The sequence below is a fragment of the Micromonospora sp. WMMD737 genome (assembly GCF_049179055.1).
GTDB lineage: Bacteria > Actinomycetota > Actinomycetes > Mycobacteriales > Micromonosporaceae > Micromonospora > Micromonospora reichwaldensis.
The window spans coordinates 3,605,209-3,624,615 of the sequence record NZ_JBMHMH010000001.1 but is presented as its reverse complement, the minus strand read 5'-3'; the positions used below and the strand labels follow the sequence as shown (position 1 = coordinate 3,624,615).

Genomic DNA, 19,407 nt, shown 5'->3' with positions numbered 1-19,407 from the left:
GCCCCGCCGGCCCCCGGCGGGGCGTTCGTCGATCATGGACGTTCGTCCGGTAGGCCCGGCGCGACGGACGGTAGTGCATCGGGCGAGGATTACGTATCCTGCCCAAGGCGTCAGCCGGACCTGCCCGGCACCGCGGGCCGGAACAGTCCGACCGCGACGCTGCCCGGCCGGCGCCGGCGCCCCCGCAGCCACACCTTTCGGGCGAGGTCTGATTGAACACCCGCGACTGGCCGATCCGCTCGAAGCTGACCGCATTGGTCGTCGTGCCGGTGACCGCGCTGCTGGCACTCTGGATCTTCGCCACCACGCTCACCTTCGGGCCCGCCCTCGACCTGCTCGCCGCCCGGACGCTCCTCTACGACCTCGGCCGTCCCGGCGAGACGGTGGTGGCCGAGCTGCAACGGGAACGCCGGCTATCGGTGGTGCGGTTGGCGGGCGACAGCGACGCGCCGGGGCTCGCCGAGCAGCGGCAGCGGACCGACCGGGCGATCGCGGAGCTGCGCCGGCGGGTCGGCGGGGAGGAGTTGCGCGACGCCGCCGACGACATCCTCGACGCCCGGCTCGACCAGCTGGTCACCGCGCTGGACGCGCTGCCCGCCGGGCGGGGGTTCATCGACCGGCGGGCGGTGGACCGGGCCGGCGCGGTCGGGCTCTACAGCGGAATGATCAACTCGGCCTTCCAGGCGTTCTCCGCGATGGCCAACCTGCCCGACCGGGACCTCAACCGGCAGGCGCTGGCCGTCACCGGGCTCGGCCGGTCCCGGGAACTGCTCGGGCAGACCGACGCCCTGCTCGCCGGGGCGTTCACCGCCGGCCGGTTCGCCGACGGCGAGCATCTCCAGCTGGTGCAGACCGTCGCCAACCAGCGGTTCCTCGCCGAGACGGCGATCGCCGACCTGCCGGACGCCGAGCGCGCCGCGTTCCAGCGGCTGACCGAGGGGGCGGCCTTCGCCCGGTTGCGGGCGATGCAGGACGAGCTGGTGGGCGCCGGCTCCGCCACCCGGCCGACCGTGGACCCGAGGGCCTGGCAGGAGAACTACCAGGCGGTGCAGCAGGCGCTGCGGGAGTTCGAGCTGGCGCAGGCCGACGGGCTCGCCGAGCGGTCGGTGCCGTCGGCCGTGCGCATCCTGGTCCGCCTCGGCGCCGCCGGGCTGCTGGGCCTGGCCGCCGTCGTGGTCTCGGTCCTCGTGTCGCTGCGGGTCGGCCGCAACCTCGCGCACCGGCTCTCCGGCGTACGCACGGCCGCGCTGGAGACGGCCGAGCACCGGCTGCCCGACGTGGTGGCGCGGCTGCGCCGGGGCGAGCAGGTCGACGTCGCCCGGGAGGCGCCCCCGCTGGAGTACGGCGGCGACGAGATCGGCCAGGTGGCGCGGGCGTTCACGGCGGTGCAGCGCACCGCCGTGCAGTCGGCCGTCGACGAGGTGACCCTGCGCCGGGGGCTCAACGAGGTGTTCCTCAACATCGCCCGGCGCAGCCAGGGGCTGGTGCACCGGCAGCTCGCGCTGCTCGACCGGATGGAGCGGCACACCGAGGACCCGGACGAGCTGGCGGAGCTGTTCCGCGTCGACCACCTCGCCACCCGGCTGCGGCGGCACGCCGAGGACCTGGTCATCCTGGCCGGCGCGGCCCCCGGACGGGGCTGGCGCAACCCGGTCGCGACTGTCGACCTGGTCCGGGGCGCGATCTCCGAGGTCGAGTCGTACGACCGGGTCGACATCACCACCGTGGCACCCGCCGGCGTGCTGGGGCGGGCCGTCGGCGACGTGATCCACCTGCTCGCCGAGCTGATCGAGAACGCCACCGCGTTCTCGCCGCCGAAGACCCGGGTCGAGGTCTCCGGGCAGCACGTGGCGAACGGCTACGCGGTGGAGGTCACCGACCGGGGCCTGGGCATGTCCGCCGCCGCCCTGGAGGACACGAACCGGCGACTGGCCCGCTCACCCGACTTCGAGCCGTCCGAGACCGCCCGCCTCGGACACTTCGTGGTGGCCCGCCTCGCCGCCCGGCACGGGGTCCGGGTGCGGCTGCGCCCGTCCGACGGCGGCGGGCTGACCGCCGTGGTGCTCATCCCCGCCGACCTGGTCACCGACGAGCCCTCCCTGCCCCCGACCGGCGGCCCGCCGGTGGCGCCCCGACCCGCCTCGACGTCGGAGGAGCGGCGGCTCGCCCGGGCGAGCCGGCTGGGCACGCTGCCCCGCCCGGCCCGCTCCACCGGGCCCGCCACGCCCCGTTCCGCCGGTGCTCCGGCCTCCTCCCGCCCCGCGCACGCCGGCACGGGCCCCGCGCGGCCGGCCCCGGCCGGCGTACCGTCCGCGGGCCTGCGGGCCGGCGCGGCCCCCGATCATCCGGTCCCGAGTGGCGCGGCTGTCGGTGACCCGGCTCCGGACGGCGCGGCCTCCGGTGCTCCGGTCCCGGACGGCGCGGCCCCCGGCAGTCCGGTCCCGGACGGCGCGGCCCCCGGTGGTCCCGCTCCGGACGGCGTGGCCTCCGGCTCGGCCCCGGGTGGGGCGGCCGCCAGCGGTCCCGCCCCGGTCGAGGCCGTCGGGGAGATCGACGGGCTGCCCCGTCGGGTGCGCCGGCGGCCGCCGGCGGCCCGGCCCCGACACCCGGGCCCGCACCCGACCGGGGAGCACTCGTCCGCCGGGGACGCCCCGGGTCGGCGATCCGCGCTGGACGGCCCGACGCTGCGGCAACCGGTGATCGCCAGTCCCGCCCCGCGCAGCCCGGAGGAGGCGCGGCGGATCATGTCCGCCCTGCAGGCCGGCACCGCCCGTGGCCGCGCGGCGGCCACCGGGACGACCCCGCGACCGGCCGCGCCCGCCGCCGACCGGCCGGACCCGGCGAGTGCGGACCCGAGCCCGACGCCGGCAGACCCGCCGAGTGCGGACCCTAATCCGACGCCGGCCGAGCAGCCGGTGGACACCGAACCCAGGACCGCGACTGAGAGGGACGCCTGATGCATCCGACAAGGCAGAGCGCCGATCTCGACTGGTTGCTCGACGAGCTGGTGGAACGGGTGCCACCCGCCCGGCAGGCGGTGGTGCTCTCGGCGGACGGGCTGCTGATCGGCGCCTCCGCCGGGATGGACCGTGCCGACGCCGAGCACCTGTCCGCGCTGGCGTCCGGCTTCTCCAGCCTGGCCCGGGGGGCGAGCCGGCAGGTGGCCGGCGGGGCGGTCCGGCAGACCGTGGTGGAGATGGAGTCCGCGTACCTCTTCGTCACCGCGGCCGGGCAGGGCGCCTGCCTGGCCGTGGTCGCCGACGCGGACGCGGACATCGGCCTCGTGGCGTACGAGATGGCGATGCTCGTCACCCGGGTCGGCGAGTACCTCAGCGCCCCGGCCCGGACGACGGCGGGGACCGCCGATGCGGGCTGAGTCGCCCGGGCCGCAGCACGAGTGGCTGGACGACGACGCCGGCCCGGTCGTGCGGCCCTACACCCTCACCGGCGGTCGGGTCCGCTCGGGCGCGGTCGGCTTCGACCTGGTCGCGTACGTGCTGGCCGAGGCTGCCGCCGACCCGACCGTCCACCCGGAGCTGCACCCCGAGCACCGGCGCCTGGTGGAGTTGGCCGCCCGACCGGTCCCCGTCGCGGAACTCGCGGTCGACCTCGACCTCGCGGTGGGCGTGGTCCGCGTGCTCCTCGGCGACCTGCTGTCGCGCGGGCTGGTCGCGGTGCACCAGCCGACGGCCGCCGCATACCTGCCCGACGACGACATCCTCAAGGCGGTGGTCAGTGGACTCCGTGCGTTATGACCGAAACGGATCCGACGCCCGGATCCCGCTCGCGTTGAAGATCCTGATCGCCGGGGGGTTCGGCGCCGGCAAGACGACGCTGGTGAGCGCGCTCAGCGAGGTCCGGCCGTTGCAGACGGAAGAGGTGCTGACCGGTGCCGGCATCGGCACCGACGACCTCTCCGGCGTCGAGACGAAGTCGACCACCACGGTGGCGATGGACTTCGGCCGGATCACGATCAACGACGACCTCCAGGTCTACCTCTTCGGCACCCCGGGCCAGGACCGGTTCTGGTTCCTCTGGGACGAGCTGGCGTTCGGCGCGCTCGGGGCCGTGGTGCTCGCCGACACCCGCCGACTGGCCGACTGCTTCCCGTCGATCGACTACTTCGAGCAGCGGGGCGTCCCGTTCGTGGTGGGGGTGAACTGCTTCGACGGCGCCCGCCGGTTCAGCCTGGAGTCCGTACGTCAGGCGCTGGACCTCGACCCCGACGTGCCGCTGGTGCTCTGCGACGCGCGGGACCGGCAGTCCGGCAAGGAGGTGCTGATCGCGCTGGTCGAGCACGTGGCCCGGCAGCGCGGCGAGCCCGTACCGGCGGCCTGAGCCGGCGGGCCTCTTCCGGCGGGCCGCCACGATTCGGTGGGGGTTTCGGGGCTAAGCGGGCGGCCCAGTGGGAACGCTGGTGGGATCGACGGAGGAATCGGCGGAAGGCGGACGCGGTGACAGGTCAGGGCGAGATCGTCCACATCGGCGGCTACACGGCGCACAGCGGGGGCCGGGCCGCCGGCATCGTCGCGGCGCGGCGGGACCCCGTCTCCGGTGAGCTGACCCCGCTCGGCACCGTCGCGGTCACCCCCTCGCCCTCGTTCCTGGCCCGGCACCCGCGGCTGCCCGTGCTCTACGCGGTGAACGAGCTGCCCGACGGGCAGGTCAGCGCCTTCCGCGTCGGCGCCGGCGGCGAGCTGACCCCGCTCGGCACCCGGTCCACCGGGGGCGCGGAGCCCTGCCACCTGGCGGTCGTCCCGGACGGCGGCCACCTCGTGGTGGCCAACTACGGCGGCGGCAGCGTGACGGTGTTCCCGCTCGACCCCGACGGGGTGCCCGGCGAGCGCAGCGACCTGGTGCAGCACGAGGGGCACGGGCCGGACCGGGAGCGTCAGGAGAGCGCGCACGCCCACATGGTCAATCCCGACCCGGGCCGGGGCCCGTTGCTCGCGGTCGATCTGGGCACCGACTCCATCTACCGCTACGACCTGGACGCGGCCTCCGGCCGGCTGGTGCCCCGGGCGCCCCGGGTGCGCACGGCCGCTGGCGTCGGTCCCCGGCACCTGGCCCGGCATCCGGACGGGCGGCGCTGCTGGGTGGCGGGGGAGCTGGACGGTTCGGTCACCGCCTACGAGCTGACCGGCGACGGCGCGCTGCACCAGCGGGGCCGCGTCGAGGCCAGCGACCGCACCGGGCCCGTCCAGCCGTCGGAGATCGCGGTCGGCCCGGACGGACGTTTCCTCTACGTCGCCAACCGGGGAGTGGGCACCGTCGCGGTCTTCGCCGTGGCCGGCGAGCTGCCGGAGTTGGTCGCCGAGGTGGACACGGGCGGGGAGTGGCCGCGGCACTTCGCCCTGGCCGGGGAGCACCTCTACGTCGCCGACGAGCGGGCCGACATGATCCGGGTCTTCCGGGTGGACGCGGGCACCGGCGTACCGGCCCCGGTCGGGGAGCCGGTGGCTGTGACGTCCCCCACCTGTGTACTGCCCTGACCAGCCAACATCTCCGCGACATCGACGCGACGGGGCGGCATAATCACCCACCGTAGCAATTCGGTGATCAACTATTTCTTCTGCGTAACTTTCGTCCGAACGGCCCGTGGCAGTCGTCCCGACAGGTCCGCAAGATGGTCACCGTGTCAGCAGGCCGCCATCGCATGCGTACGAATTTCCACGCAGCCACCGCCGCCGCTGCCGTGGGCGTCCTCGCCGTCACGGCCGGTGGCTGGTTCGGCTACCAGCAGCTGGCGCAACCGAACTGCTCGGGCCGGACCGAGCTGTCCGTCGCGGTCGCGGCCGAGCTCGCCCCGGCAGTCGACGCCGCCGCCGCGCGCTGGGTGAAGGACGGTGCCGCGGTGGGCGGCACCTGCATCGCGGTGAACGTCACGGCGGCCGATCCGGTCGACGTGGCCGCGACGGTCGCCGCCAAGCACGGCGTCACCCTGGCCGGCGTGGGGCAGGCCAGCGGCACCTCGGTCAGCCCGGACGTCTGGGTGCCCGACTCCTCCACGTGGCTCCTGCGGCTCAAGACCGGTGGCGCCACCGCCTTCGAGCCGGGCAACGGGGCGTCCATCGCCCGCAGCCCGGTGGTCGTGGCGATGCCGGTGCCGATCGCCACCCGGCTCGGCTGGCCGCAGAAGAAGTTCAGCTGGACCCAGCTCCTGCAGCAGGTGCAGAGCGACAAGCCGTTGCGCACCGGGATCGTCGAGCCGACCCGCGACGCCGCCGGCCTGTCCGGCCTGCTCTCGCTGACGGCCGCCGCCAGCGCCTCCGGCGGCCCCGACGCGGAGAAGGAGAAGGTGGCCGCGCTGCGGGCGCTCGCCACCGACCGCTCGGCGCTGCGGCCGGACCTGCTCGCCCGGTTCCCCACCGCCTCGGATCCCACGACGATCGCGAGCAGCCTGGGTGCGGCGGCGCTCTCCGAAGAGGACGTGATCCAGTACAACAGCAAGAAGCCGCCGGTGCCGCTGGCCGCGCTCTACCTGGAGCCGGCGCCCGCGCCGCTGGACTACCCGTACGCGGTGCTGCCCGGCATCGAGCCGGCCAAGGCGGCGGCGGCGAGGGTGCTCTACGAGGTGCTCGTCACCGACGACTTCCGTGACCAGTTGGCGAGCCGGTCGCTGCGCGCGCCGGACGGCAACTGGGGCGCGGGCTTCGACGCGCCGCAGGGCGCGCCCAGCCCGGCCGGCGGCGCGCCCGCCCCACCGGCCAACGGCGGCGGATCGGCTCCGGGCGGGCTCGACCCGCAGGCCATGGAGCGCGCCGTCTCCAGCTGGTCGATCGCCACCCAGTCCGGCCGGATGCTCGCCGTCATCGACGTCTCCGGGTCGATGAAGGAGAAGGTGGCCAACGCCGGCAACGCGACCCGGCAGCAGGTCACCGTCGAGGCGGCCCGGCGCGGGCTGAACCTCTTCGACGACTCCTGGTCGATCGGTCTCTGGACGTTCTCCACGCAGCTGGTGGGCGCCCGCGACCATCGGGAGCTGCTCACCATCGGGCCGCTGTCGCGCCAGCGCGGCAAGCTGGAGCAGTCCCTGGGCTCGATCCGCTCGTCGAACGGCGACACCGGCCTCTACGACACCGTGCTGGCGGCGTACCAGGAGGTGCAGGACAACTGGGAGCCCGGCCGGGTCAACTCGATCGTGCTGTTCACCGACGGCAAGAACGAGGACTCCGACGGCATCACGCAGCAGAAGCTCCTGGCCGAGCTCAACAAGCTCAAGGACCCGGAGCGGCCGGTGCAGGTCGTGATCATCGGTATCGGCAGCGACGTGAGCAAGGCCGAGCTGAAGTCGATCACCGACGTCACCGGCGGAGGCGCCTTCGTCACCGAGGACCCGACCAAGATCGGCGACATCTTCCTCAAGGCGATCGCGCTGCGCAAGGCCCCGGCCTGAGCCGCGACGCAGCGCGGGGCGCACGCGCCGCACGGGATCCGGTGCCGTGGGCCCTTTCCCCGCAAGGGGTTCCTCGGGGAAAGTAGTGACGGTAATGCGTCCGAAGCAATCGGCGAGCGGGGTTGTCGGGGCACGATGTCCTGGTGCCCCTACGGCCGGCCCGCGACCCGGGCCCGGCGTACGGGCCGTCGGCGACCGAAGTGGGGAGGGCCGGTGACCTCAGCGACGCTGTTGACCCCCGCCAGCACGTCGTCGAGACCGGACGAACCACGGCCAGGGCCGGCCCGCACCCGCGAGCGTGCCTACGTCCGTTCCCTGGTGGTGCTGGACACCACCGTCCTGACCATCGCCGTGCTCGTCGGGTACGTCGCCCGGTTCGGCGACGACGCCCCCGGCGGATCGAAGATCCCGTACGTCCTGGTCGCCCCCGGGCTGGTCCTCGCCTGGCTGGTCTCGCTGCGGGTGCTGCGCTGCTACGACGACCGCGTCCTCGGCTACGGCGCCGACGAGTACCGGCGGGTCGGCACCGCCAGCCTGCGCCTCGCCGGCGGCATCGCGATCGCCGGCTACATCGCCGACGTGGGCGTCTCCCGGGGATTCCTCGGCATCTCGTTCGCCGTCGGCATGCTCGGCCTGGAGCTGGCCCGGTTCGCCGCCCGCAAGCGGCTGCACCGGGCGCGCTCCGAGGGCGCCGGCTGGTCGCGCAAGGTGTTGGTGGTCGGGGACACCGCGCACGTGCTGGAGCTGGTGCACACCTTGCGGCGCGAGCCGTACGCGGGCTACCAGGTGGTCGGGGCCTGCATCCCGGACGCGCTGCTCGCCCCGGTCGCGCAGCGGCTGGGTGACGTGCCGGTGGTCGGCTCGTTCCGGGGCATCCCCGAGGCGGCCACCGCCATCGGCGCGGACACCGTCGCGGTGACCGCCTCCGGCGAGCTGACCGCCACCCGCCTGCGCCGGCTGGGCTGGCAGCTGGAGGGCACCGGCATCGACCTGGTGGTGGCCCCGGCGCTGACCGACGTCGCCGGCCCGCGCATCCACACCCGGCCGGTCGCCGGCCTGCCGCTGATCCACGTCGAGGCGCCCGAGTTCCGCGGGGCCCGCAAGCTGGTCAAGGGCTTCGTCGACCGGGCCGTCTCGTCGGTGGCGCTGACGCTGCTGCTGCCGCTGCTGGCCGCCATCGCGCTGGCGATCAAGGTCGACAGCCGGGGGCCGGTGCTGTTCCGGCAGACCCGGGTCGGGCAGGGCGGGCGGGAGTTCGGCGTCTACAAGTTCCGCACCATGGTGGTCAACGCCGACGCCCTGCTGGCCGCGCTGGCCGTCCGCAACGAGACCGACGGCCTGATGTTCAAGATGCGCGACGACCCGCGGGTGACCCGCATCGGGCGGCTGCTGCGCAAGTGGTCGCTGGACGAGCTGCCGCAGCTGGTCAACGTCCTGCTCGGGCACATGAGCCTGGTCGGCCCCCGCCCGCCGCTGCCCTCCGAGGTGGCCCGCTACGACGGCGACGTGGCCCGCCGGCTGCTGGTCAAGCCGGGCATGACCGGCCTCTGGCAGGTGAGCGGCCGCTCCGACCTGAGCTGGGAGGACGGCATCCGGCTCGACCTCTACTACGTGGAGAACTGGTCGCTCGCGGCCGACCTGACGATCCTCTGGAAGACCTTCGGCGCGGTGGTCAACAGCCGCGGGGCGTACTGAGCGGCGCGACGCTCAGTCCTGCGGGCCCGTCCAGTCCAGGCACACCACCACCGCGTCGTCGGTCAGGTCGCCGGCGACGAACGCGCGCAGGTCGCCGATCAGTGAGCGGACGGCGTCCAGCGGCTCCATCGGTCCGGTCCGGCGCAGGAACCTGTCGAGCGCGGTCTCGCCGTACCGGACGTCCTGCCCGGTGGCCTCGATGACGCCGTCGCTGACCACGAAGAGCCGATCGTCGCGGCACAGCTCGAAGTGCTGCTCCCGGTAGTCGGTGGCCTCGAACATGCCGAGCGGGAACTGCGCTTCCAGCGGCAGCTCCCGGACCTGCCCGTCGCGCAGCAGCACGAGGCGGGGCGACCCGGCGTCGACCACGGTGAGGTGCCCCGAGCGCAGGTCCAGCTCCATCAGCAGCACCGCGAGGTGCTGGTCCCCCCGGTGCAGGTCGTAGACCGCCTGGTCGGCGAGGGCCGCCTGGTCGGCGAGGGCGAGCCCGGAACGGCGGGCGTTGCGCAGCGCGTGGGTGGTGAGCGAGGTGAGCATGGCGGCGGCCACCCCCTCACCCGTGCCGTTGATGGTCGCCAACCAGACCCGGCTGCCGTCGTCGGACCAGTCGAAGCTGTCGCCGCGCACCGCGTACGCCGGTTCCAGCTGCCCGGCGAGGCTGAACGACGGGCGGGTCCGGCTGCGGCCGGGAAGCAGCTCCCACTGCATCTCGGCGGCGAGCGTGAGCCGCCTGCTACGGCTCGCCATCCGGTACACGTCCGTGCCCTCGGTGACGGCGGCGATCTCGTGGGCGAGCGCGGTCGCGATCTCCGTCAGCTCGTCGAGGGCGGCCGGCCGGGCCGGCGAGGGGGTCACCACCAGCACGCCGCGGCGTTCCCCGCGCATGGAGACCGGGAGGTATCCGGTGCCGTCGGCGACGATCGGGGTCTGGTGGTCGAAGCAGCGCCAGGCGGGATGCCCCGGCGCGGTGACGGGCTCGTCCCCGCCGAGCGGCAGCAGCGCCGCCAGCCGGTAGTCGACCTGGAGCAGTTCCACGCGGACGATCCCGTAGTCCGCGGCCAGGACGTCGGCGATCCGGTCCAGCAGCAAGTCGGCGGGCGCCTCGTTGAGGGCGCGCCGTGCCCGGTTGACCGGTTCGCTCATCATCGCTCCTTCGTCACGAGCCCAGACTTGGGATTCGGAGTAGTCTCGGCCCCACCATGGCGGAACTGCACGGTCCTGGCGGACCCGAGACGAGTATGGCGGTCGAGCTCGACGCGGTGGCCGATGCCCTGCTGACGGTCTGGGAGGCCGCGCGGGAGCGGACGACCAGCCGGGTCTCCGGCGCGCAGTTGCGCGCGATCATGCTGGTCGAGCAGCACGAGGGGATCAACCTCCGCCGCCTCGCCACCGGGCTCGACATGCTGCTCTCCTCCGCCAGCCGGCTCTGCGACCGCCTGGTGGCGGCGGGCATGCTGGAACGGGAGCCCGGCCGGTTCGACCGGCGGGAGATCTCGCTGCACCTCACCCCGGAGTCCCGCCGGCTCCTCGCCGAGCTGCGCGACGACCGGCGCCAGCAGCTCGCGGCGATCCTCGCCGACATGACCGCCGAGGGACGGCAGGCTCTGCTGCGGGGCATGCGGGAGTTCGACGAGGCGGCGCGGCACCGGGACGCCTCCGTGCAGTCCGTCGAGGCGGCCGGCCCCTGGCCGGCGGTGACGCGCGAGCGTCCGGTCGGCCTGCCGGCGCAGGAGCGGCCGGGGAACGAGCCGCGGGTGGCCAGGACGGCCTGACCCGGCCGGAGTGGGCCCGGGTTCCCGTCGACGGGGCCCGCCGAAGGATCGGGCGCGGCAACGGGTTGTTCCGACGGTCCATCCGGTCCGGCGGGCACCCGGGCGCGACGGTCCGGCCGGTCAGGGCGCTGCCGCCGCGACGGCCAGCATCGCGATGTCGTCCTGGCTCTGCCCGTCGAGCCACTCGTCGACGGCATCGAGGAGCCGGTCGACCAGCGCGGTCGGGGCCAGCCCGGCGGCCGAGGCCAGCGCCGCGCGCAGCCGTTCCTCGCCGAACATCTCCTGGCCGCCGGGACCGCCGCGCGCCTCCACGACCCCGTCGGTGTACGCGAGCAGCAGCTCGCCGGGGCCGAGGCACAGCTCCGCCTCGGCGAACCGGGCGGCGGCCAGCGCGCCCACCGGCATCCCGCCGACCGCGACCGGGGCGACCCCACCGTCGGCGCGGACCAGCAGCGGGGACGGGTGACCGCCGCCGGCGATCCGGACGGTGCACCCGCCGCCGGGCGCGGCGTGGAGGGTGCCGAGCAGCAGGGTGGTGAACTGGCTGCGGCGGGCCGCGTCCGGGGAGTCGAAGAGCGCCTGGTTGAGCAGCCGCATCAACTCCAGCGGCCGCTGCTCGACCAGGCGCAGGGTCCGCAGGGACTGGCGGACCCGCCCGGTGAGGACGGCCGCGCCGACGCCCTTGCCGGCCACGTCCCCGAGGGCGAAGATCGCGCCCCGGGGGATGGGGAAGACGTCGTAGAAGTCGCCGCCGATGCGCAGCCGGTCCCCGGCCGCCCGGTACCCGCCGGCGAGGGTGGCGCCCGGCACGGCCGGCAGGTCGGGCGGGAGCAGGCTGTTCTGCAACACCCGGGCCAGGTGGACCTGTTCGCCGTAGAGTTCGGCGGCGCCGAGGGCCGCGCCCGCGCGGGCGGCGAACTCCCGGGCCAGCTCGACGTCGCGCCCGGCGAAGCCGGCCCGACCGGCGCGACGGACCAGCACCAGGGCGCCGGTGGTGCGGCCGGCGCCCCGCATGGGGCTGGCCAGCACGGTGCCGGGCCTGCCGAAGCCGGGCGGAAGCACGGTGGACAGGCCGGCCGTCTCCTTTTTCGGCCACGGGGCCGGGTGGGCCGCGTGCCCGGCCAGTGCCTCGGCCAGGCCGGGCAGCGAGTCGGTCAGCGACCAGGTCGCCAGCCCGGTCGCCGGGGCGGGATCGATCCCGTCGTACCGGATCCAGTGCGGCTGGCCCTCCGCGGGCGGGGGCGGCAGGTGGACCACCATGGCCAGGTCGGCCAGGTAGGGCACGGGCAGGGTCGTGGCGGTCCGCAGCGTCTGCTCGCGCTGGAGGGACAGCCCGAGGCGGCTGCCGGCCTGGGCGAGGAACGACGTCCGGGACCGCTCGACGCTCAGCGCCTCGGTGCGCGCGTGTTCGTCGGTGACGTCCCGCACGTACCAGGCGTGCCGCCCGTCGGCCAGGTCGCGTCGTACGCCCCGCAGCCGGCGACCGCCGTGTTCGGCGTCGAAGCTGTCCGCCCCGGCCCCCGCCGACCGGGCCATGGCCGGTATGGGGCAGGTGCGCAGGTCGGTGCCGGGCACGAGCTCGGGGAGCAGGGCGGTCGCCATCGCGTTGACCAGCGTCACCAGCCCCGCCCGGTCGGTCGTCACGACCGCCTCGGTGAGCCCGTCGAGCACCTCCCGGCTCAGTCGGGAGTCGACCGGGCGCGCGGGGCCGGGGGAGAGGCCGGAGCGGAGGCGGGCGGGCTGCCCGCCGTCGGCCGGGCGCGTGCCACCACCCCCGGGAACGGTGGTCACCGCCGCTCGCCGGGCGCCCCGGTCTGTCGACCTGTGCGCATGCTGGTCGTGCTCTCCTCGGATGGGGGTCGTTGCCTTGGGACAAGCGTACCGAGGCGCGGCGACGCCGCCGTCGGGGGAATCCGGCTCAGGCCGCCCGGGCCAGCCAGCCGGCCGGGCGCGCCAGGATCCGGCGTACCACCGAACCGGCCCCGCCGACGGCCGCGGCGGCGGCGCCGAGGGACGCCGGGCGGACGGTGACCGGCGACCAGGCCGCGGTGAGCACCCGCCGGGAGATCTCGGCGAGCACCGGCGGGCGCAGCCACGGCGCCAGCGGGGCGTACCCGCCGCCGAGCACCACGGTGTCCAGGTCCAGCAGGTTCACCACGCCGGCGACGGCGACCCCCAGGGCGGTGCCGGCCTCGGCCAGGGCCCGCAGCGCGCCAGGGTCGCCGGCCCCGGCCAGCTCGGCCAGCCGGGTCGTCGCGGTGTCCGCCGGCAGGTCCGCGCCGGCGAGGCCGGCCGCGGCGAGGATCGCCTCCTGACCGGTGTACGTCTCCAGGCAGCCCCGCCCGCCGCACCGGCAGGGCGGGCCGTCGGGCCGGATCGGGAGGTGACCGATCTCCCCGCTCCAGCCGCGCGCGCCCCGGAACAGGGCTCCGTCGAGGACGATCCCGGCACCGATGCCGACCTCGCCGGAGATGTGCAGGAAGCTGGCCCGGCCCGCCGGCCCGGCGTGCAGCTCGCCCAGCGCGGCGAGGTTGGCCTCGTTGTCGACCACCAGCGGCGGTACGCCGTCGACGTGCGCGGTCAGCGGCGGCCCCTCGGCGAGCAGCGCGGGGACGGGCACGTCGCGCCAGCCCAGGTTCGGGGCGAGGCGGACCAGGCCGGCGTCGTCGACCAGGCCGGGCACCGCGAGGGCGGCGCCGGCCAGGGTGAGCCCGTCGCGGGCGGCGTCGGCGCGGGCGCGGGCGGCCAGGTCGGCCAGCCGGGCGAGCGCCTCGGCGGGGGAGAGGGGCCGCAGGTCGGCGCGGTGCACGGTGTGGTGGCGGACCCGGCCGGCGAGGTCGACCACGCAGGCGGCCAGGTAGTCGACGTTGACCTCCAGGCCGAGCCCGGCCGGGCCGTCCGTGGCGAGCACCAGGCCCCGCGAGGGCCGTCCCGCCCCGGTCCGGGGCGTCGGCTCCGACTCGGCGACCAACCGGCCGGCGAGCAGGTCCTCCACCACGGCCGAGACGGTGGCCCGGGTGAGGCCGGTGCCGGCGGCCAGCTCGGCCCGGGAGGGCGGGCGGTCGGCGGCGGCGATCCGGCCGAGCACCACGGCGAGGTTCCACTCGCGCAGGCTGCCCTGGCGTACGGCCCCGGGCGGGGCGTCGGGTCGGCTCACCCCTTGACAGTGCCACAGGCCCGCCAAATAATTCAACCACTGAACAAATAGTGGACGACACCTCGGAGGTCTGCCATGGCACCCCGTCCCACCCCCGCCGACAAGTTCTCCTTCGGCCTCTGGACGGTGGGCTGGCAGGCCCGCGACCCGTTCGGCGACGCCACCCGCCCCGAGCTGGACCCGGTCGAGGCGGTGCACCGGCTCGCCGAACTCGGCGCGTACGGGATCACGTTCCACGACGACGACCTGGTGCCCTTCGGCGCGGACGCCGCCACCCGCGACCAGCACGTGGCCCGCTTCCGCAAGGCGCTCGACGAGACCGGCCTGGTGGTACCGATGGTGACCACCAACCTCTTCGCCCACCCGGTCTTCAAGGACGGCGGCTTCACCAGCAACGACCGCGACGTCCGGCGCTACGCCCTGCGCAAGGTGCTGCGCAACGTCGACCTCGCCGCGGAGCTGGGCGCCCGTACCTTCGTGATGTGGGGCGGCCGGGAGGGCGCCGAGTACGACCTCGCCAAGGACGTCCGGGCCGCCCTGGACCGCTACCGGGAGGCCGTCGACCTGCTCTGCCAGTACGTCGTCGACTCCGGCTACGACCTGCGCTTCGCCCTCGAGCCCAAGCCGAACGAGCCGCGCGGCGACATCCTCCTGCCCACCGTCGGGCACGCCCTGGCCTTCATCTCCACCCTGGCCCGCCCCGAGCTGGTCGGGCTCAACCCGGAGGTGGGGCACGAGCAGATGGCCGGCCTGAACTTCGCCCACGGCATCGCCCAGGCGCTCTGGCAGGGCAAGCTGTACCACATCGACCTCAACGGCCAGCGCGGCGTCAAGTACGACCAGGACCTCGTCTTCGGCCACGGCGACCTGCTCAACGCGTTCGCCCTCGTCGACCTGCTGGAGCACGGCGGCCCCGGCGGCGGGCCCGCCTACGACGGCCCCCGGCACTTCGACTACAAGCCCTCGCGCACCGAGGACATGACCGGCGTCTGGGCGTCGGCGGAGGCGAACATGCGCACCTACCTGCTGCTCAAGGAGCGGGCCGCGGCGTTCCGGGCGGACCCGGAGGTGGCCGGGGCACTGGCGGCGAGCCGGGTCGCCGAGCTGGGCACGCCGACGCTGGCGCCGGGGGAGGGCTACGCCGAGCTGCTCGCCGACCGTTCCGCGTTCGAGGAGTTCGACGTCGACACCGCCGCGGCGAAGGGCTTCGGCTTCGTCCGGCTCAACCAGCTCGCCGTCGAGCACCTGCTCGGCGCGCGCTGAGGCCGCCGGCGATGCCGATCGTCGCGGGGGTCGACTCCTCGACCCAGTCCTGCAAGGTGGTCGTCCGGGACGCGCAGACCGGCGCCCTGCTCCGGCAGGGCCGGGCGCCGCACCCGGCCGGCACCGAGGTCGACCCGGCGGCATGGTGGTCCGCGCTGGGCGCGGCGGTCGACGCCGCCGGCGGGCTGGCCGACGTGGCGGCGGTCTCCGTCGCCGGCCAGCAGCACGGCATGGTGTGCCTCGACGAGGCGGGTGACGTGGTCCGGCCGGCGCTGCTGTGGAACGACACCCGTTCCGCCGGGGCCGCCGCCGAGCTGGTCGAGGAGGCCGGCGGCGGGGAGACCGGCCGCCGCTTCTGGGCCGACGCGGTGGGCAGCGTGCCGGTCGCCAGCTTCACCGTCACGAAGCTGCGCTGGCTGGCCCGGCACGAGCCGGAACACGCGGCCCGGGTGGCGGCGGTCTGCCTGCCGCACGACTGGCTGACCTGGCGGCTGGCGGGCGCGCCGGGCCTGCCGGCGCTGCGCACCGACCGGGGCGACGCCAGCGGCACCGGCTACTGGTCCCCGGCCACCGGCGACTACCGCCTCGACCTGCTGGAGCGGGCGTTCGGCCGGCGGCCGCACGTGCCGACCGCGCTCGGCCCGGCGGAACCGGCCGGCGTCGTACACCCCGACGCCCTGCCGGGCCTGCCCACCGCTGGGGCGGTGCTCGGCCCGGGCACCGGGGACAACGCCGCCGCTGCGCTCGGCGTCGGCGCGGGCCCGGGCGACGTGGTCGTCTCGATCGGCACCTCGGGCACCGTGTTCAGCGTCGCCGACGCCCCGGCCGCCGACCCGAGCGGCACGGTCGCCGGCTTCGCCGACGCCACCGGCCGCTTCCTGCCCCTGGTCTGCACGCTCAACGCCGCGCGGGTGCTCGACGCCGCCGCGACGATGCTCCGGGTCGACCTGGACGAGCTGGCCCGGCTGGCGCTCTCCGCCCCCGCCGGCGCGGACGGGCTGGTCATGGTGCCCTACCTGGAGGGCGAGCGGACGCCCGACCGGCCGCTGGCGTCCGGGGCCGTGCACGGGCTGACCCTGCGCACCTCGACGGCCGCCCACCTGGCGCGCGCCGCCGTCGAAGGGCTGCTCTGCGCCCTCGCCGACGGCCTCGACGCGCTCACCGCCCAGGGCGCCGCCGTGCGCCGGGTGATCCTGGTCGGCGGGGGCGCCCGCTCGGCGGCGGTGCGCCGCATCGCGCCGCAGGTCCTCGGCGTGCCGGTGGTCGTCCCGCCGCCCGGCGAGTACGTCGCCGACGGTGCCGCCCGCCAGGCCGCCTGGGTCGCCCTGGGCGGCGCGGCGCCCCCCACGTGGTCCGTCGACGGCACCGAGGAGTACGCCGCCGCCCCCGTTCCCGCCATCCGGCAGCGGTACGCTGCCGCCCGCGAGCACTTCCTCGACCGGGTCGACGCCGTGGCGGGGTAAACGACTGTACGGGCGCGCCCCGGCTCGCGATCATCGACGGATGCGAACCACCCCCGAAGCGGACGAGGCGCCCGGCACCGGCATTCCCTCGATGCTCCAGTACGACGACGCGGACACCCCCTGCGACGTCATCGACGCGCTGGTCCTGGCGGACTTCGTCACCGGCCGCCACCCGTGGTCGCACACCGTCCGGCTCTCCCGGGTGCGCCCCGACGCGCCGCTGACCGCCCCGGACGGGCGACTGCTCCGTACGGCCGTCGAGAACCGCCAGCTGTCCCGCCTGCTGGCCGGCGACGGCTGGACGGCCCGGGTGGTCACCTGGAAGGGGCGCGGCGCGGAGGTGACGGTCACGGCGGTCTCGGAGGAGGTGGGCCGGCCGGCCCTGGACCGGATCGTCGACGGGGCCGCCGAACCCGAGGATCCGGGCGCCGGCCGGATCGGCTTCTGGCACCAGAACCCCCGTCGGGGCAGCCAGCGCGACGTGCGCTCGATCGCCGCGCCGGAGTGGGCGGCGATCCGGCCGAACTACGCCGCCGCGGCACGCGACGCGCTCGACGAGCTGATGGCGACCACCCCGGAGCGCCTCTCCGGCCGGCTGGTGCTGCTGCACGGGGCACCCGGGACGGGAAAGACCACCGCGCTGCGCGCCCTCGCCCGCCAGTGGCGCGACTGGTGCCAGGTCGACGCCGTACTCGACCCGGACGTGCTCTTCGCGGACACGGCGTACCTGTCCGAGGTGGCGGTCGGGGACGAGGACGGCGAGCAGGGGACGGGCCGCCGGTGGCGGCTGCTCATCCTGGAGGACTGCGACGAGCTGATCCGGGGCGAGGCGAAGCAGGCCGCCGGGCAGGCCCTGTCCCGGCTGCTCAACCTGACCGACGGGCTGCTCGGGCAGGGGCGCGACGTGCTCGTCGCGATCACCACGAACGAGGACCTGTCCCGGCTGCACCCGGCGGTGGTCCGCCCGGGGCGCTGCCTGGCCCGTATCGAGGTGGGCCCGCTGTCGTACCAGGAGGCGACCGGGTGGCTGGGCACGGCGGCGGGGGTGCCGCCCCAGGGCGCGACCCTCGCCGAGCTGTACGCGCTGCGGGCGGGCACGCCGGCCGCGCCCGCCGCCCCGCCCGCGATCGGCGGCTATCTCTGAGCGCCCCGGCGCGCCCGCGCGTCGTCACCCGCTCGTGACCTGATCCTGGTTGGCTGCCGCACATGACCTTGACCAGGGGCGGGCCGGCGCGGGCCCGGGGCGGGACGCCCACGCACCGGTTCTACAGCGTCGTGGTCTTCGTGCTGCTCGCCTCGCTGGACAACGTGGCGATCGGTCTGGTGCCCCCGCTGTACGGGCCCATCTCCGCCGCCTTCGACGTGCCGCAGCGGCTGCTCGGCCTGGTCACCGCCGTGAGCTTCCTGGCCAGCGCGGTCGCCGCGGTGGGCTGGGCGTACGTGGGCGACCGCGCGAACCGCAAGCCGCTGCTGATGGTCGGCACCCTGATCTGGGCGCTGGGCACGGGCGGCAGCGCGGTCGCGGCGAACTATCCCGCCTTCCTGGCGGCGCAGATCCTGGCGGCGGTCGGCCTGGGCGCGGTCGGATCGGTCGGCTTCTCGGTCGTCACCGACCTGATCTCGCCCCGCCGCCGGGGGCTGGTGATGAGCTTCTGGGGGCTGTCGCAGGGCGTCGGCACGCTCGCCGGCACGCTGGTCGGCGGGCTGCTGGGGGCCGCCGACTGGCGACGCCCGTTCCTGCTGCTGACCGTGGTCGGCGTCGCGGCGACCGTCGCCTACCTGTTCACCTACGACATCCGGCGCGGGCAGAGCGAGCCGGAGTTGGCCGACGCGCTCGCCACCGGCGCCGAGTACGACTACCGGATCAGCCGGGCGGACCTGCCGAGGATCCTCGGCCGGCGGACGAACCGCTGGCTGATCCTCCAGGGCCTCACCGCGCAGGCGGCCTTCGGGTCGCTGGTCTGGCTGCCGGTGCTCTTCGCCCAGCGGGCCGAGGACCAGGGCTACTCCGCCGCCACCGCCGTGATCGTGGGCAGTGTCTTCGCCACCCTGTTCCAGCTCGGCGGGGTGCTCTCCATCGTGGGCGGGCTGGTCGGCGACGCGCTGCAACGGCGTACGCCCCGGGGCCGGGCCCTGGTCGCGGCGGTCGGCATCCTCGCGGCGCTGCCGTTCTACCTGGTGCTCTTCTTCGTGCCGGTACGCATCGACGTGCCGGACGGCGCGGGCGCCGGCGCGGTGGTGCGGGCGGTGCTGACCAGCGTGTTCACGGAGCCGACGGTCGGGCTGAGCCTGCTCACCGCCGTCGTGGCGCTGGCGCTCACCTCGGCGAACTCGCCGAACTGGTTCGCCCTGATCGCCGACGTCAACCCGCCGGAGCACCGGGGCACCGTCTACAGCCTCGGCAACCTGGTCAACGGCGTCGGCCGGGCGGCCGGAAACGGGCTGGTGGGGGTGGCCTTCCACGGCCTGCGGGCGGCCTTCCCGCCGCCGCTGAACTACGCCGTCGGGCTGGCGGCCTTCCAGCTCTTCTTCATCCCGACGGGCGTCATGTACTGGCTGGCCTCGCGGACCTCGCCGGGCGACATCGACGACGTCCGCGACCTGCTGCACGACCGCGCCGAACGGCTGTGAGGAAGGGCACCTTCCTGACGCACAGCGTCA

The 19,407-nt window shown here is 75.5% G+C and carries 15 protein-coding genes; 12 read left to right on the top strand and 3 right to left on the bottom strand.

Annotation, left to right across the window (positions count from 1 at the left end; translation table 11 throughout):
• Window positions 1-212: 212 nt before the first annotated feature.
• The 7 genes from ACN27A_RS15565 to ACN27A_RS15535 all read left to right on the top strand — a co-directional run bounded on the left by ACN27A_RS15565 (window position 213) and on the right by ACN27A_RS15535 (window position 9,091).
• Window positions 213-2,957, top strand: a complete 2,745-nt coding sequence (locus ACN27A_RS15565) for a nitrate- and nitrite sensing domain-containing protein (RefSeq protein ID WP_421453970.1) — start codon at window positions 213-215, stop codon at window positions 2,955-2,957.
• A complete protein-coding gene (locus ACN27A_RS15560; RefSeq protein WP_421453967.1) occupies window positions 2,957-3,376 on the top strand; it encodes a roadblock/LC7 domain-containing protein in 420 nt (139 codons plus the stop codon). The genes ACN27A_RS15565 and ACN27A_RS15560 overlap by 1 nt, the downstream gene beginning before the upstream one ends.
• Window positions 3,366-3,755 carry a DUF742 domain-containing protein gene (locus ACN27A_RS15555; RefSeq protein ID WP_357578797.1) on the top strand — a complete coding sequence of 130 codons (390 nt, stop codon included), beginning with the start codon at window positions 3,366-3,368 and terminating at the stop codon, window positions 3,753-3,755. The genes ACN27A_RS15560 and ACN27A_RS15555 overlap by 11 nt, the downstream gene beginning before the upstream one ends.
• A complete protein-coding gene (locus tag ACN27A_RS15550) occupies window positions 3,736-4,338 on the top strand; it encodes a GTP-binding protein (protein WP_421453964.1) in 603 nt (200 codons plus the stop codon). The genes ACN27A_RS15555 and ACN27A_RS15550 overlap by 20 nt, the downstream gene beginning before the upstream one ends.
• A gap of 116 nt (window positions 4,339-4,454) precedes the next feature.
• Window positions 4,455-5,492, top strand: a complete 1,038-nt coding sequence (locus ACN27A_RS15545; RefSeq protein ID WP_421453962.1) for a lactonase family protein — start codon at window positions 4,455-4,457, stop codon at window positions 5,490-5,492.
• 143 nt (window positions 5,493-5,635) lie between these two features.
• Complete coding sequence (locus ACN27A_RS15540) at window positions 5,636-7,396, top strand: substrate-binding domain-containing protein (protein WP_357578800.1); 1,761 nt, start codon at window positions 5,636-5,638, stop codon at window positions 7,394-7,396.
• Between the two features lie 213 nt (window positions 7,397-7,609).
• The gene (locus tag ACN27A_RS15535) at window positions 7,610-9,091 is read left to right on the top strand and encodes a sugar transferase (protein ID WP_421453959.1); all 1,482 of its coding nucleotides are present in this window, start codon (window positions 7,610-7,612) and stop codon (window positions 9,089-9,091) included.
• 12 nt (window positions 9,092-9,103) lie between these two features.
• Here the strand turns inward: ACN27A_RS15535 and ACN27A_RS15530 are convergent, their stop codons facing one another.
• Complete coding sequence (locus ACN27A_RS15530) at window positions 9,104-10,234, bottom strand: PP2C family protein-serine/threonine phosphatase (protein ID WP_421453957.1); 1,131 nt, start codon at window positions 10,232-10,234, stop codon at window positions 9,104-9,106.
• A 95-nt stretch (window positions 10,235-10,329) separates the two neighbouring features.
• Between ACN27A_RS15530 and ACN27A_RS15525 the strand changes: the two genes are divergently transcribed.
• The gene (locus tag ACN27A_RS15525; RefSeq protein ID WP_421453955.1) at window positions 10,330-10,863 is read left to right on the top strand and encodes a MarR family winged helix-turn-helix transcriptional regulator; all 534 of its coding nucleotides are present in this window, start codon (window positions 10,330-10,332) and stop codon (window positions 10,861-10,863) included.
• 120 nt (window positions 10,864-10,983) lie between these two features.
• Here ACN27A_RS15525 and ACN27A_RS15520 read toward each other — a convergent pair whose 3' ends face one another.
• On the bottom strand, window positions 10,984-12,654 hold the full coding sequence (locus ACN27A_RS15520) for a PP2C family protein-serine/threonine phosphatase (protein WP_421453952.1): 1,671 nt from the start codon (window positions 12,652-12,654) through the stop codon (window positions 10,984-10,986).
• 127 nt (window positions 12,655-12,781) lie between these two features.
• Window positions 12,782-14,020 (bottom strand): ROK family protein, encoded by a 1,239-nt coding sequence (locus tag ACN27A_RS15515; protein WP_421453949.1) that lies wholly within the window; start codon window positions 14,018-14,020, stop codon window positions 12,782-12,784.
• 75 nt (window positions 14,021-14,095) lie between these two features.
• Between ACN27A_RS15515 and xylA the strand changes: the two genes are divergently transcribed.
• From xylA to ACN27A_RS15495, 4 genes are all read left to right on the top strand, one after another.
• Complete coding sequence (gene xylA / locus ACN27A_RS15510; RefSeq protein ID WP_421453946.1) at window positions 14,096-15,283, top strand: xylose isomerase; 1,188 nt, start codon at window positions 14,096-14,098, stop codon at window positions 15,281-15,283.
• 11 nt (window positions 15,284-15,294) lie between these two features.
• Window positions 15,295-16,746 carry a xylulokinase gene (gene xylB / locus ACN27A_RS15505; protein ID WP_421453943.1) on the top strand — a complete coding sequence of 484 codons (1,452 nt, stop codon included), beginning with the start codon at window positions 15,295-15,297 and terminating at the stop codon, window positions 16,744-16,746.
• Between the two features lie 40 nt (window positions 16,747-16,786).
• The gene (locus ACN27A_RS15500; RefSeq protein WP_421453941.1) at window positions 16,787-17,890 is read left to right on the top strand and encodes a DUF5925 domain-containing protein; all 1,104 of its coding nucleotides are present in this window, start codon (window positions 16,787-16,789) and stop codon (window positions 17,888-17,890) included.
• A 62-nt stretch (window positions 17,891-17,952) separates the two neighbouring features.
• Window positions 17,953-19,377, top strand: a complete 1,425-nt coding sequence (locus ACN27A_RS15495; protein ID WP_421453938.1) for an MFS transporter — start codon at window positions 17,953-17,955, stop codon at window positions 19,375-19,377.
• Window positions 19,378-19,407: the final 30 nt, after the last annotated feature.

Excerpts from the sequence above, each read along its gene's own strand:
- ACN27A_RS15555 (WP_357578797.1), top strand. The coding sequence starts at position 3,366 with ATGCGGGCTGAGTCGCCCGGGCCGCAGCACGAGTGGCTGGACGACGAC.
- xylB (WP_421453943.1), top strand. The coding sequence starts at position 15,295 with ATGCCGATCGTCGCGGGGGTCGACTCCTCGACCCAGTCCTGCAAGGTG.
- xylA (WP_421453946.1), top strand. The coding sequence starts at position 14,096 with ATGGCACCCCGTCCCACCCCCGCCGACAAGTTCTCCTTCGGCCTCTGG.
- ACN27A_RS15530 (WP_421453957.1), bottom strand. The coding sequence starts at position 10,234 with ATGAGCGAACCGGTCAACCGGGCACGGCGCGCCCTCAACGAGGCGCCC.
- ACN27A_RS15495 (WP_421453938.1), top strand. The coding sequence starts at position 17,953 with ATGACCTTGACCAGGGGCGGGCCGGCGCGGGCCCGGGGCGGGACGCCC.
- ACN27A_RS15560 (WP_421453967.1), top strand. The coding sequence starts at position 2,957 with ATGCATCCGACAAGGCAGAGCGCCGATCTCGACTGGTTGCTCGACGAG.
- ACN27A_RS15500 (WP_421453941.1), top strand. The coding sequence starts at position 16,787 with ATGCGAACCACCCCCGAAGCGGACGAGGCGCCCGGCACCGGCATTCCC.
- ACN27A_RS15525 (WP_421453955.1), top strand. The coding sequence starts at position 10,330 with ATGGCGGTCGAGCTCGACGCGGTGGCCGATGCCCTGCTGACGGTCTGG.